Source organism: Stakelama sediminis (genome assembly GCF_014199335.1).
Taxonomy (GTDB): domain Bacteria; phylum Pseudomonadota; class Alphaproteobacteria; order Sphingomonadales; family Sphingomonadaceae; genus Sphingomonas; species Sphingomonas sediminis.
Window position 1 is genome coordinate 616976 of sequence record NZ_JACIJI010000002.1, and the last position, 12998, is coordinate 629973.

Genomic DNA, 12998 nt, shown 5'->3' on the forward strand with positions numbered 1-12998 from the left:
CCTGCTCCCCTATTTACGCTTGCGGGTAAGGGTGATGCCGATCGATTCGCCCTGTTCAGCGATGGCTAGTTTGACGATCCGGATCGTCACCTGCTGTACGCGTTCGTCCTCGATGAACAGGGTATCGGCAATATGATCGGCCACCCCTTCGATCAGGGTGAAATGCACGCCCTGCGGCAGCGCCGTGGTCGCGGCATGTTTCAGGTCGAGATAGCTTTTCGACGCGGAAAGCGGCGTATCAGGGTCAAAATGTTCGGGACAGGCAAGGTCGACGTCCATCGAAATACGCAACGGCTGCGGCAGGTGCGTCTCTTCGGAATAGACACCCGTCAGCACTTCGACCTCAAGGTCATGAACCTGCAACAGCAAGCGATCGGACACGACGAACCTTTCTGTACCCATGAATGGCAAGCGCCATAGCAGACAATGCCGACAGCGAAACCCTCAGGCCTGCGCGCTTGGCCGGGCAGATACCGCCTTGTGCCAGCGCAAAACGTTTTCGCGTTCTTCCGGTGCCGGCAACCGTACCGATATGCCGAAATCGACCGCCACCATTGCGGTAATGTCGGCATAGCTGAACCGGTCGCCCGCAATCCATTCCCGATCCTGCAAATTTGCATCAAGGCGTTGAAGGAAACTGTCCCACATGATGCGTCCGCGCTCGGCAAGCTGCGGAATTTGCGGCAGGGGCGGCCAGTTTCCCGATTCGGCGCGATCCTCGAACCCCGGTGCGCTGTTACGAAAGCAGTAGACCACCGCGGCATAGCCTTCCGCTTCTACTTGGCGAATGCGGCTTTCGATCCGGCCGATTTCTTCCGGCGAAGTGCCGAACAGCGGCGGATCGGGATGCAGCGCTTCGAAATAACGGCAGATTGCCGCCGACTCCTCCAGCACGCTCCCGTCATCCAGCACCAGCGCCGGGACGGTCGCGCGATCGTTCACCGCAAGATACTCGTTGCCGAGATGCTCGCCCTTGCGCAGATTCAGGCGGACCATCGGCACCGTAATCCCCTTTTCGGCGAGATAGACCCGCACTCGCCGCGGGCTGGGCGCCCATTCTGCGTCGTAGAGTTTCATGTCCGGCATCCCATGCTTTGCAATTTCGCCACCGCAAGCTAAAGCGCGCCGCTCTCCTCGTCCATGCTGGCGGACTGCATGAAACCAAGCCTTGTTCCCCTCGATCACATCCCCCCCGATGCTGTCGAAGCGCTGCTCGACAGCGTGTTCGGAGTCGATCGACATCAGCGCACCGCCTATCAGGTGCGCGACGGGATGACGGCGATTTCATCGCTCAGTTTCGCGGCGCTTGCACCGACAACCCATGATCTCGTCGGATCGATTCAATGCTGGCCGGTTCAACTGACCACGACGCAGGATATCTATCCGCTCATCATGGTTGGCCCGGTGGCGGTACATCCCGACCATCAGGATGTCGGTATCGGCCGGGCGCTGATGTGGCGCGTGATCGAACTTGCCGCTGCCGATACCGGTCTTGCCGGACGGGATGGCCTGATGCTGATCGGCGATCCGGACTATTATGGCCGCCTGTTCGGGTTCAGCGATGCGCATACCGGCGGGTGGCGGCTACCCGGTCCGTTCGAACGCCACCGGCTGCTCGCACTGGGCGATGCGATCCCTGCCCTTCCCGGCATAGTGGGACCACGCACGCGCTGAGTTAGCAATGGCTTGCCCCGGCCCGGCAGAGTGCCCTAACGAAGCGCCAATGCCGATGAACACGCTACCCGATCTGGCCGACCTTTCGCTTGCCGACATTGCGCGGCTGGCCGCTGAGAAGAAGCTGCCTCCGGTCGCCGACTGGAACCCCGCCCATTGCGGCGACAGCGACATGCGCATCGCCCCGGACGGAAGCTGGTTTCATCAGGGGGCTGTGATCACACGTCCAGCCATGGTCCGTCTGTTTTCGACGATTCTGCGGCGGGAGAAAGATGGCGGCTATGTGCTGGTCACGCCGGTGGAAAAGCTGGATATTATCGTGGACGATGCGCCATTCGTCGCGGTCGAGATGAAGGTGGGAGGTGAAGGCATCGCGTCGCGGCTGGCATTTCGCCTCAACACCGACGAGCTGGTTCTTGCCGATGCCGAGCATCCGATCCGGTTTGAGCCGCGTGACGATGGCCCCCATCCCTATCTGCGCGTACGCGACGGCCTTGACGCACTGATCGTGCGCAGCGTCTATTACGACCTTGCCGAACGCGTGACCGAACAGGCCGGCGTTCCCGGCATCTGGAGCTGCGGCGCATTCTTCCCGGTCGGGAATGTGGCATGATGCTGATTGAGCGCTTGCGGACCGCACTCGCCGATAGCGACAAGGATCCGCCGGTATTGCTGACAGGCGATATCCGCGATGAAACGGTTGGACCGGACGAAAGTCTGGTCAAAGCGGCCGTGCTCGTGCCCATTACCGACCGCGCCGCCCCCGGAGTCATCCTGACCCAGCGAACACAACATTTGCGCCGTCATGCCGGGCAGATCGCCTTTCCCGGCGGCCGGATGGATGCCGACGATGCCGACATGGTTGCAACTGCCCTGCGTGAAGCCGATGAGGAACTGCGCCTGCCGCCCTCCAGCGTCACTGTCGCCGGAACCGCCGATCGCTATCGCACGATCACAGGCTTTCAGGTGACGCCCGTTGTCGGTGTTATCCCGCCCGACCTAGCGCTTGTCCCGCAACCGGGTGAAGTGCAGGACTGGTTCGAAGTCCCGCTCGATTTCCTGCTCGACGAAGCGAACCATGTCGAAACCGCCGTGGAGTGGCAGGGGCGCGAGCGGCATTATTATGAAATCATCTGGGGGGAGCGCCGCATCTGGGGTGCCACGGCCGCGATGATCGTCAACCTGTCGCGACGGCTGCGATGGAGTCGATAATCCTCCCCGACGCAGCGTGGCGCAATCGCCCCGGCCTTGCCCGCCTGACCGAAATACTGGGGGACGGGCAAGCGCGCTATGTGGGTGGCGCGGTACGCGATACGCTGCTCAACCTGCCGGTTGCCGATGTCGATATCGCCACTCCCCTGCGGCCGGAAACCGCAATGGAACGTCTGAAAGATGCAGGCATCAAGGTGGTGCCGACCGGTCTGCGCCATGGCACCATCACAGCAGTTCTGGAAGGCGGGCCGGTCGAGGTGACGACGCTGCGCCACGACATCTCGACCGATGGACGCCATGCGGTCGTTGCCTATACCGACGACTGGGAAGCCGACGCCGCGCGGCGCGATTTCACGATGAATGCGCTCTATGCCGATCCGGCCAGCGGTCGGATCTTCGACTATTTCGGCGGCCTGTCCGATCTTGCCGAGCGCCGGGTGCGGTTTATCGGCGATCCTATGCAACGCATCGCCGAAGATCATCTTCGCATCCTGCGTTTCTTCCGCTTTCTCGCCCGGTTCGGCGATGCCCCCGATCCGCAAGGACTGGAAGCCTGTGCCGCGCGGGCGAATGACCTGATGGCTCTGTCGCGCGAAAGGATCGCTGACGAACTGCTCAAGCTGCTGGTTGCGAAAGCAGCGCCTCGCATCGTCGCATTGATGGTCGAGCATGGAATTTTCCGACCGGTGTTGCCGGAAATAGGCATTGCGGGTGCAAAGCATCTTTCACGGCTCGCCGGGGCCGAACAGCAAGCGGGAATATCCCCCGATCCCATCCGTCGTCTTGCCGCGCTCCTGCCACCGGAAAAAGGTGTCGCGGAGGCGGTCGGTGCCCGCCTGAAACTGTCGAGAGCGCAGCAGCGCCGCCTCGTGAGCGCGACGGGAACCGTCGATGCACCACCCGAAGCACTGGCCTATCGGCTGGGAATCGATACCGCCATCGACCGGCTGCTGCTGCACCAGGGGGACGACGATGCAATCCGGTCGGTGCGCCACCTGAAGAACTGGCAAGTCCCTCGTTTCCCGTTGACCGGCGGCGCCATCGTTGCGCGTGGCGTGGCAAAGGGACCGGAGGTGGCCCGCCTGCTGCAACGTGCCGAGGCGCAATGGATAGCTGAAGGATTTCCCGACGCGTCGCGTGTCGAGACGATCGCGGATCACATCGTCAATCAGGAATCGCGTAAAAACTGAAATGCGTCGTCCGCGCTTAGCGGCCTGGCATACAGGAAGCCCTGTCCGTAGGTGCAGCCCAGCGCCGCCAGCGTCTGCGCCAGTTCATTCGACTCGATACCTTCTGCGGTAGTCTGCATGCCCAGCGCCTGGGCCAGGGACAGGATGGCGCGCACAATCGCAATCTTGTCACGGTCCCCCATCATGCCCTGAATGAAGCTTCGGTCGATCTTCAGCACGTCGATCGGCAGGGTCTGCAAATAGGCAAGGTTCGAATAGCCCGTACCGAAATCATCCATCGCCAGCGTCGTACCAAGATCTTTCAGACCGCGAAGCGTATGCGCGATACCATCCGGGTCCGTCACCAGCGCGCTTTCGGTCAGTTCGAGGACGATATGGCTGCCGTCGACGCCGTGGCGTTCCAATGCCTCTCGCAGCACGACCGGCACCCTGTCGCGCTGAAGCTGAATTGCCGACAGATTGACCGCCAGCTTCACACCGCAATCTCCGTCAGCCGCACGATTCCAGATCGACATGGTACGAACCGCCTCATCCAGCGCCCAGCGACCGAGGGGAACGATCAGCCCCGACTCCTCAGCCACAGGTATGAATTCGCCTGGAGTCAGTTCGGTACCGTCTTCGGTACGCCAGCGGGCAAGCGATTCAAACGACGTAATCTTTCCCGTCGACAGATCGCAAATCGGCTGAAAATTCAGTGTGAGGGCGCGGGTTTCGATCGCTCGACGCAACTCGGTCTCGATCCTGAATTGCTTGCGCGCCACATCGAATACACGGCTCTGATAAACTTCCGTACGTCCGGTACGCTTGGCGCGTTTTACCGCGAACTGGGCATGACGAATCATATCTTCCGCATCCGCCATCTGGTCGCATCCCAATGCGATCCCGATTGCGCAATCGATGCGTATCTCGAAATCCGAAAGGCTGAACGGTGTAGTCAGCACTTCCTGGATGCGCTCTGCGACTTCCAGTGCATCATCCGTCGCATCATCGACGTGGAGTAGGATTGCGAACTCGTCGCCTCCGGTCCGGCCCAGAACGTCACGACCGCGCAGGGCGCCTTTCAACCGCCGCGCGACCGAAATCAGCAACTCGTCGCCGGACAGGGCGCCCATACAGGCGTTAATGCGGCTAAACCCATTCAGGTTGACGGCCAGCACAGCAAAATTATCGCGATTATCGTTGGTGACGCGTTCTTCGATCACCTCGCCAAATCCTGCCCGATTGCATAAGCCGGTCAGGCTGTCGGTCAGCATTTCGCGACGCAGATTCTGTTGGGTACGCAGTTCGGCAGTCTGGTCGAGCAGCGTCAGCAGGCATACCGGCCGCTCCGAACTTTGTTCGCGACGCGCCAGCAATACATCGAAATAGCGGTATTCCACCGCATTGCCATATTTCCACGAAAAGCGCTTCTGGGCATCGGTCGACTGAAAAAACGCCGTCAGCTCTTCTTTCAGCTCGCTCAATAGTACGGATCGCATACGCTCCGTGCCCACGCCTGAAAGTCGGAACATCCGATTGACCGCCACGATGGCGGGTTGTTCCTCTTCAAACCTGACAATCGCTGCCGCCACGGGGATCAGATTGAGCAGATCGGAACTTTCTTCGGGCAGAAAAGGATGCAAAATCGACGTTGCCGTCGGCACCTCTGCCGACGAACTATCCGGTTCAGCTCTGAAACGCCCGAGAAACATATGTCTCTCGCTAGCCGCCAATTGGTTAAGAGGCGGTCAAAAAATCAAAATTGATTGTCTTTTGGAAAGCCCGTCGGCGGCATCCGGCCCGCGGCACCACGTGCTGCACGCCAGTTCGACATATCCGGCTCCGTGCGCGTGCGCCCCTGCTCGCCCCCCATGGTCCAGCTTAGCCCGTTGTCGAAGCGGAACGTCCGCGCATCGGACAGCCCGCCGTCGCGATAACGCTGCAACTGCACCCCCTGCCCGCGCGTCAGTTCGGCCAGTTCCGACAAGGGGAACACGACCAGCTTACGGTTCTCGCCCACCGCCGCGACATAGTCATCCTCCGCCTCCACCGGACGAAGCACCTTCATCACAGCCCCTTTGCGCGGGTTCATCACTTGCTTGCCCTTGCGGGTTTCGGCAATCACATCGGCGGTCTTTACCACGAAACCCCGCCCGTCATCCGCAACGACGAGCAGCTTTTCTGCAGCACTGGCGGGCAACATCCCGACCATTGCCGCTTCGAGATCGATCATCGATTGCACCGGCTCGCCAAAACCGCGGCCGCCGGGAAGCTTGTCGGCGGGCAGCGTGTAGAAACGCCCGGTTTCCGCGGCGAGCAACAACTTGTCCGTCGTTTGCGCATGAAAAGCGAAACGCGGGCCGTCGCCTTCCTTGAATTTCAGCGTGTCGGCGGCAGCAAGATCGGTGTGTCCTTTCATCGCGCGAATCCAGCCCCGCTGCGACACGATCACGGTAATCGGCTCGCGCTCGATCATCGCTTCCAGCGGGATATCGCGCGCGGGTGCCGCTTCCTCGATCAGCGTGCGCCGTCGTCCAAGCACCGTCTCCGGGCCATAGCGCTCGCGGATCTTACCCAGATCGCGCTTCAGCCGCGTGCGTTGCCGCGCTTCGGAACCCAGCAGCTTTTCAAGCTCGGCCTGTTCCTTTTCCAGCGCGTCGCGTTCCTGCCGAAGCTCCATCTCCTCCAGCTTGCGCAGCGAGCGCAGCCGCATGTTGAGGATCGCCTCCGCCTGCCGGTCAGTCAGGCCGAACTCGGCCATCATCATCGCCTTGGGTTCATCCTCGGTACGGATGATCTCGATCACCCGGTCGAGGTTGAGGAAAGCGATGATATAGCCGCCGACCAGTTCCAGCCGGTCGGCAATCTTCATCAACCGGTGTTCGGTACGCCGGCGCAGCACGATGAACTGATGCTCGACCCACGCGGTCAGTGTCTCGCGCAGGCTCATCACCCGCGGCGTGCGGGTGGCGTCGAGGACGTTCAGGTTCAGGCTGAACCGGCTTTCCAGATCGCTCATCCGGAACAGCCCGTCCATCATGGTTTCTGCATCGACCGTGCGGCTGCGCGGCTCCAGCACGATGCGCACCTCGGCATCGGATTCATCGCGAATATCGGCCAGAATAGGCAGTTTCTTGTCATTGATGATCGTCGCAATCTGCTCGATCAGCTTGCCCTTCTGCACGCCATAGGGAATTTCGTGCACCACCGCGACCCAGGTACCGCGCCCCTGATCCTCGACCGACCAGCGTGCGCGCACGCGAAAGGAGCCGCGTCCCGTGGCATAGGCCTGCGCAATTACCTCGGCACTGTCGGCGACGATGCCACCCGTCGGAAAATCCGGTCCCTTCACATGGCCCATCACCGCTGCGTCGTCGGCACCCGGATTGTCGATAAGCATCACCGCCGCGTCAATCAGTTCGGCGGCATTGTGCGGCGGAATGCTGGTCGCCATACCCACCGCGATGCCGCTCGCGCCATTGGCCAGCAGATTGGGGAACAGGCCGGGGAACAGTTCCGGCTCGCGCTCCTCGCCATTATAGGTTGCGCGAAAATCGACGGCGTCCTCGTCCAGCCCCGTCATCAGGTCGATGGCAACCTGAGTCAGCCGCGCCTCGGTATAGCGATAGGCGGCGGCATTATCGCCGTCGATATTGCCGAAATTCCCCTGCCCGTCGACCAGCGGATAGCGCAGCGCGAAATCCTGCGCGAGCCGGACCATCGCATCATAGACCGACTGATCGCCATGCGGGTGGTATTTGCCGATCACGTCGCCGACGACGCGCGCGCATTTCTTGTACCCCTGACTGGGATCGAGCCGCAGCAACCGCATCGCCCAGAGCAGGCGACGATGCACCGGTTTCAGCCCGTCGCGGACATCGGGCAGCGACCGCGCGGTAATCGTGGAGAGCGCATAGACCAGATAGCGTTCGGAAAGCGCGCTATCGAACGGCGCATCGACAATCTGGTCGAAAGGATCGGAAAATTCGGTTGCCATATCGGTTCGATAGCAGCCTGAATTGCCGCTTGCGAGATCATCAATGCGCGCAATGGCAAAAGGGCATGCGCAGCGTCAGTTTTATCTGATAATCGTGATCGCACTATCGTGCGGATATGCAAAAAGAGGAAATCGGCGGTGCGGGAGAGTCTTTCCCCGCACCGCCTCTTGGTTCAGATATGCCAGGTCAGCGACGTCGCAATGATGTCGGCGTTGCCGGTGTTGGTGGAGCGCACGGTGCTGATCGTCTGCGCGGGCGTCCCCTGATACAGCACGTCGGTACGATCCAGCGGCTCCTTGCCCACGAAGATGTGCGCATAGGACAGGTTGAAGCTGAATTTCTTTGACAGGTTATAGGTCATGCCTGCCGATGCCCAGATGCGGTTGCCATCGGGAACGCGCGTCGTGCGATAGGCGTCGACCGTCGGCGTTTCATCGTACATCGTGCCGGTGCGCAGCGTCAGCTTGTTCGAAAGATCATATTCGGCACCCGCCGCGACGGAGAAGGTATCGCGATAATTTTGCGGGCTGACCGTGGGGGCTGCGCCGATCGGATTGATCGCGATATCCTTGAACGTGGACCAGTTATAATATTTGCCGGTCAGCATCAGACGGAAAGGCTTGCCGACACCATACATGGCGCTGACCGTTGCAATACCCGGCAGGTCGAGCGGTGCGGTGGCGTAATAACTGCCGTTCGCGCCCGCCAGCGGACCTAGCAGACCGCTGATGTCATAAGCGCCGCCAAGATGATGCTTGATCCCCGAACGATAATGCGCGCCCAGACGCACCGCGCCGAAGGTGGCCGTAGCGCCAAGATTCCAGCCCACGGACAGATCGTTACCCTTTACATGGGCAAGGCCATCGGGCGCGCCGGGCACCAGATTGGGCAGCGCGCTGTCCAGCGTCACGTTGATCTGCTGAATATCGATACCGCCGCCGATCGAGAAATGGTCATTCAGCTTGACGGCAATGCTGGGCTGAACATCGATCGCCTTCAGATCGGAATTGAGCGAGTCATAGCGGCCGAAGAAGTTGCTGTCGTACGTAGCCTTGAACCCGAACGGTACGGTAATGCCGAGCCCCAGCCAGACCGGAGAATCACCGACACGACCCACCGCAAAGCCCGTTGGAACGACCACCGGCTGCGCAAACGGCTGACCGCCATTGTCGCCCTGCACCGGGACGGCAACCGGCACGCCGGGATATTGCAGCGTCGTATTCTCATTCTGCTGACTGCTATGGACGAAGATAAACTGGCTGTTCACCGAAATCGCAGCTTTGCCCAGTTCGGTCATTCCCGCCGGGTTGAAATAGACGGTCGACGGATCGTCGGCGGCTGCGGCGCCACCGGCAAATGCACGCCCCTCACCCTTTGCGGACTGGTCATGCAGGTTGAAGCTGCTGGCATGAGCGGGAACGGCCGCAATCGCCAAAGTCGACGCGGCAAGGGCATAAGCAAACTTACGGGACATCCGAAACTCCTGACGCGAATAATTATCGTTACCTGTCCGAACCCGAATCGAGAAAGTTCGAACACTCCGGCACTTTTCCTCAATAACGTCGCGTACCGCTTGTCGGAAAAATGGATTACCCGGCGTTGGGGAAGCGCCCATGGCACCAAAAGGTTCCTTCTCGCAACTTGTTTTTCAGTCCAGCCAAGGTCGATTGCGCGCCATTCATGCATCCGGTATAGGCAACGGCCTTGTTGCCCCGGCTCCATCCGGCTGTTCGCCGGAAACCGTCGGGGCCAGTCATTTTATAAGGGGTATCGATCGCATGGCTCGCCGCCGCCAGATTTACGAAGGCAAAGCCAAGATCCTGTATGAAGGACCGGAGCCGGGCACGCTCATCCAGTATTTCAAGGACGATGCGACTGCCTTCAATGCCCAGAAAAAGGGTACGATCAGCGGCAAGGGCGTTCTGAACAACCGTATTTCAGAGCATATCTTCACGTTGCTCGGCGGGATCGGCATTCCGACCCACTTCCTGCGCCGCCTGAACATGCGCGAACAACTTATCCGCCAGGTCGAGATTGTTCCCATCGAAGTCGTCGTGCGCAACGTCGTTGCCGGATCGCTCTCCAAGCGTATCGGCGTTGAAGAAGGGCAACAGCTTCCGCGCACGATCATCGAATATTATTACAAGGATGACGCGCTGGGCGATCCTATGGTCAGCGACGAGCATATCCTGTGTTTCGGCTGGGCCAGTCAGGAAGAACTGCACGACATGGCCGATATGGCGATTCGCGTGAATGACTATCTGTCCGGCCTGTTTGCGGGCATCGGCATCCGGCTGGTCGATTTCAAGCTGGAGTTCGGGCGCATCTGGGAAAATGAATTCAGCCGCGTCATTCTCGCCGATGAAATCAGCCCCGACGGATGCCGGTTGTGGGACATGGCGTCCGGCGAAAAACTCGACAAGGACCGGTTCCGCCGCGACCTTGGCGGAGAAGTCGAAGCCTATCAGGAGGTTGCGCGCCGCCTCGGCCTGCTCCCCGAAGACGGCGATACGCCGGTCCTCGACCTCGACAGCCATCGCAAGCTGCGCGGCAAATAATCACCGATGCCGGGCCGTTGCGCGGCCCGCATTACCCTTTGGCTTTCAGCCCCGCGATGACGCCGAAGATAAACGCGCAGACCAGCGCAAGCTGGACCTGCCCCGATGGATCCTGCCAGCCGAAATAATTACCGCCGAAGGCGAACAGCGCGATGAACAGCACAATTGCGATAAAAGCCATTATCGGCATCCTTTCGCGCGTCATGCTGACAGCATTGCGTAAATAACCGATGAAGCTTGCGGGCGCGGGCGCGGCGCGATAGGGCGCGCAAACCATCTACCTGCCAGGCAAGAGAGGCCAGCCATGAAGCTTCGCATCGTCGTCACCCTCAAAAACGGCGTGCTCGACCCGCAGGGCAAAGCCATTCAGCACGCCCTCGGCTCGCTCGGCTTCGATGGCGTCAGCGATGTCCGCGCGGGCAAGATTTTCGAGCTTGAAGTTGCCGATTCCACCAGTGACAAGGCTATCGATTCGATGTGCAGCAAATTGCTCGCCAATACCGTGATCGAAAACTATCGGATCGAACGGATATGAAGACCGCCGTCATCGTCTTTCCCGGCTCCAACTGCGACCGCGACATGGCGGTGGCGCTGGAGCAGGTTACGGGCAAGGCTTCGGCCATGGTCTGGCATGGCGACAGCACCTTGCCGGACAATCTCGACCTGATCGCACTTCCCGGCGGCTTTTCCTATGGCGACTATCTGCGTTGCGGCGCGATCGCAGGGCGCTCCCCGGTCATGCAGGCCGTGGTTGAGGCGGCGGAGCGCGGCGTGCCGGTGCTCGGCGTTTGCAACGGCTTTCAGGTGCTGACCGAAACCGGCCTGCTGCCCGGCGCGCTGATGCGCAATCGCGATCTGGATTTTATCTGCCGCGATGTTCCCATGATTGTGGAGAACAGTCAGTCGGTCTTCACCTCCGGCTATCGGCAGGGGCAGGAAATCACCATTCCGGTCGCCCATCATGACGGCAATTATTTCGCCGACTCCGAAACGCTGAACATGCTGGAGAGCGAAGGCAGGGTAGCATTCCGGTATAGCGACAGCATCAACGGCTCGGCGCGCAACATTGCGGGCATCTTGAATATGCGCGGCAATGTGCTGGGAATGATGCCGCATCCGGAACGCCGGATAGAGGATGCGCATGGCGGCAGCGATGGTCGCGTGCTGTTCGAAGGCCTGCTCGCCGCAATTGCCTGAAGCCGCCCACGGATGGGCAAAAGCGCGGCGCCGACCCATGCTCCCCTTCCGGCCCCTTGTCGGAGATAAGAGGCCAGCCAACGGATCGACGCCGCTATATCGGCAGCGCCTCATGCCCTGACGCGGCCTGCACATGGGAATAGCGCCTTCTCAGCGCTGTGCTTTGCGATACATCAAACCTGCGTTCGAAACGGGGTGAAGTTGGTGTCGTTGTCAAACACATCCACCCCTTCGCGCCGTTTCAGGAAGCCGACGACGATATACGTCACCGGTGTCAGCACGACTTCCCACATCACCTTCAGCGTCCAGTTGGTCACCAGCACCTGCACCACCAGCCACGGTTCCCAGACACCGAGGAACGCCAGCGGATAGAAGATCAGGCTGTCCACCCCTTCCCCGAAAATCGTCGAGCCGATCGTCCGGGTCCATAACATCCGCCCACCCGTCCACACTTTCATCCGCGCAAGCACATAGGAATTGACGAATTCGCCTGCCCAGAACGCCACGATCGAGGCGAAAACGATGCGCGGAACCTGACCGAACACGGCTTCATACGCCGCCTGATTGGTCCAGTCATGCGCAGGCGGCATGGCGACGACCACCCAGGACATGAACGCCATGAACAGCATTGCCCCGAACCCTGCCCAGATGCAGCGGCGCGCACGCGCATAGCCGTAAACCTCCGTCAGCACGTCACCGAGCACGTAGGAAATCGGGAAAAACAGGATGCCCGCCCCGAACGGCTGAACGCCGATGACAGGCAGATCGACCTCAGCCACCTTGCCCGCACCGATCACGTTGGAGAGCAGCAATATGGTGACGAATGCCGCCATCATGAAATCGAAATAACGAAAATGTCCGCCCGTTACCGTGCGGGCATCGACCTGTTCGGGTTTACCGATATGCTGACTATCCATCATCAAACGTTATGATGCCTGTTCCGAAACCGTTCAATTGCCGTTATGCGGTGCAGCGTGCGCGCCCGTAGCTCAGCTGGATAGAGCACGAGCCTTCTAAGCTTGGGGTCGCAGGTTCGAACCCTGCCGGGCGCGCCAAGTTTCGTAATTGGGTTACGTCTCTTTGCGTTGGCGTTGTCAGAGGTGGCCGGGTTGGTCTGAACAGGGATCGGCGCTCGATAAGTGGATCGTCTGCGGGTGGTTTCGTGGAATTGCCGATATGGGGCGTCATGC

General features: G+C 60.5%; 14 protein-coding genes and 1 tRNA gene. 8 read left to right on the top strand and 7 right to left on the bottom strand.

Going from position 1 to position 12998, the window contains the following annotated elements; translation table 11 throughout:
* Positions 1-9 precede the first annotated feature (9 nt).
* Both FHR23_RS09435 and FHR23_RS09440 read right to left on the bottom strand, forming a co-directional pair.
* Complete coding sequence (locus tag FHR23_RS09435; protein WP_184003159.1) at positions 10-381, bottom strand: dihydroneopterin aldolase; 372 nt, start codon at positions 379-381, stop codon at positions 10-12.
* A gap of 63 nt (positions 382-444) precedes the next feature.
* Complete coding sequence (locus FHR23_RS09440; RefSeq protein WP_184003161.1) at positions 445-1077, bottom strand: glutathione S-transferase family protein; 633 nt, start codon at positions 1075-1077, stop codon at positions 445-447.
* A 78-nt stretch (positions 1078-1155) separates the two neighbouring features.
* Between FHR23_RS09440 and FHR23_RS09445 the strand changes: the two genes are divergently transcribed.
* The 4 genes from FHR23_RS09445 to FHR23_RS09460 are packed head-to-tail and all read left to right on the top strand — an operon-like array spanning position 1156 to position 4076.
* Entirely contained in the window at positions 1156-1674 is a 519-nt protein-coding gene (locus tag FHR23_RS09445) for a GNAT family N-acetyltransferase (protein ID WP_184003163.1), read from the top strand.
* 49 nt (positions 1675-1723) lie between these two features.
* Complete coding sequence (locus tag FHR23_RS09450; RefSeq protein WP_184003165.1) at positions 1724-2287, top strand: DUF1285 domain-containing protein; 564 nt, start codon at positions 1724-1726, stop codon at positions 2285-2287.
* Positions 2284-2886, top strand: coding sequence for a CoA pyrophosphatase (locus FHR23_RS09455; RefSeq protein WP_184003167.1), 603 nt, complete (start codon positions 2284-2286; stop codon positions 2884-2886). The genes FHR23_RS09450 and FHR23_RS09455 overlap by 4 nt, the downstream gene beginning before the upstream one ends.
* The gene (locus FHR23_RS09460; RefSeq protein WP_184003169.1) at positions 2874-4076 is read left to right on the top strand and encodes a CCA tRNA nucleotidyltransferase; all 1203 of its coding nucleotides are present in this window, start codon (positions 2874-2876) and stop codon (positions 4074-4076) included. The genes FHR23_RS09455 and FHR23_RS09460 overlap by 13 nt, the downstream gene beginning before the upstream one ends.
* On the opposite strand, the gene FHR23_RS09465 is transcribed toward FHR23_RS09460, so the two are convergent.
* The 3 genes from FHR23_RS09465 to FHR23_RS09475 form a co-directional block, all read right to left on the bottom strand.
* Positions 4055-5767 (bottom strand): putative bifunctional diguanylate cyclase/phosphodiesterase, encoded by a 1713-nt coding sequence (locus tag FHR23_RS09465; RefSeq protein ID WP_184003171.1) that lies wholly within the window; start codon positions 5765-5767, stop codon positions 4055-4057. The two genes, FHR23_RS09460 and FHR23_RS09465, sit on opposite strands and share 22 nt — an antisense overlap.
* Positions 5768-5811: 44 nt before the next feature.
* Entirely contained in the window at positions 5812-8052 is a 2241-nt protein-coding gene (parC, locus tag FHR23_RS09470; RefSeq protein WP_184003173.1) for a DNA topoisomerase IV subunit A, read from the bottom strand.
* A 173-nt stretch (positions 8053-8225) separates the two neighbouring features.
* Positions 8226-9527 carry an OmpP1/FadL family transporter gene (locus FHR23_RS09475; RefSeq protein ID WP_184003176.1) on the bottom strand — a complete coding sequence of 434 codons (1302 nt, stop codon included), beginning with the start codon at positions 9525-9527 and terminating at the stop codon, positions 8226-8228.
* Positions 9528-9831: 304 nt separating this feature from the next.
* Between FHR23_RS09475 and purC the strand changes: the two genes are divergently transcribed.
* The gene (gene purC, locus FHR23_RS09480; protein WP_184003178.1) at positions 9832-10611 is read left to right on the top strand and encodes a phosphoribosylaminoimidazolesuccinocarboxamide synthase; all 780 of its coding nucleotides are present in this window, start codon (positions 9832-9834) and stop codon (positions 10609-10611) included.
* Between the two features lie 31 nt (positions 10612-10642).
* Here purC and FHR23_RS09485 read toward each other — a convergent pair whose 3' ends face one another.
* Positions 10643-10792: a hypothetical protein gene (locus FHR23_RS09485; protein ID WP_184003180.1), complete on the bottom strand. Its 150-nt coding sequence runs from the start codon at positions 10790-10792 to the stop codon at positions 10643-10645.
* Between the two features lie 123 nt (positions 10793-10915).
* On the opposite strand from FHR23_RS09485, the gene purS reads away from it, so the two are divergent.
* Entirely contained in the window at positions 10916-11146 is a 231-nt protein-coding gene (gene purS / locus FHR23_RS09490) for a phosphoribosylformylglycinamidine synthase subunit PurS (protein ID WP_184003182.1), read from the top strand.
* Positions 11143-11808: a phosphoribosylformylglycinamidine synthase subunit PurQ gene (gene purQ / locus FHR23_RS09495; protein WP_184003185.1), complete on the top strand. Its 666-nt coding sequence runs from the start codon at positions 11143-11145 to the stop codon at positions 11806-11808. The genes purS and purQ overlap by 4 nt, the downstream gene beginning before the upstream one ends.
* Positions 11809-11981: 173 nt before the next feature.
* Here the strand turns inward: purQ and FHR23_RS09500 are convergent, their stop codons facing one another.
* The gene (locus tag FHR23_RS09500) at positions 11982-12725 is read right to left on the bottom strand and encodes a queuosine precursor transporter (protein WP_184003325.1); all 744 of its coding nucleotides are present in this window, start codon (positions 12723-12725) and stop codon (positions 11982-11984) included.
* Positions 12726-12786: 61 nt separating this feature from the next.
* On the opposite strand from FHR23_RS09500, the gene FHR23_RS09505 reads away from it, so the two are divergent.
* Positions 12787-12863: transfer RNA gene (locus FHR23_RS09505), tRNA-Arg, on the top strand.
* Positions 12864-12998: the final 135 nt, after the last annotated feature.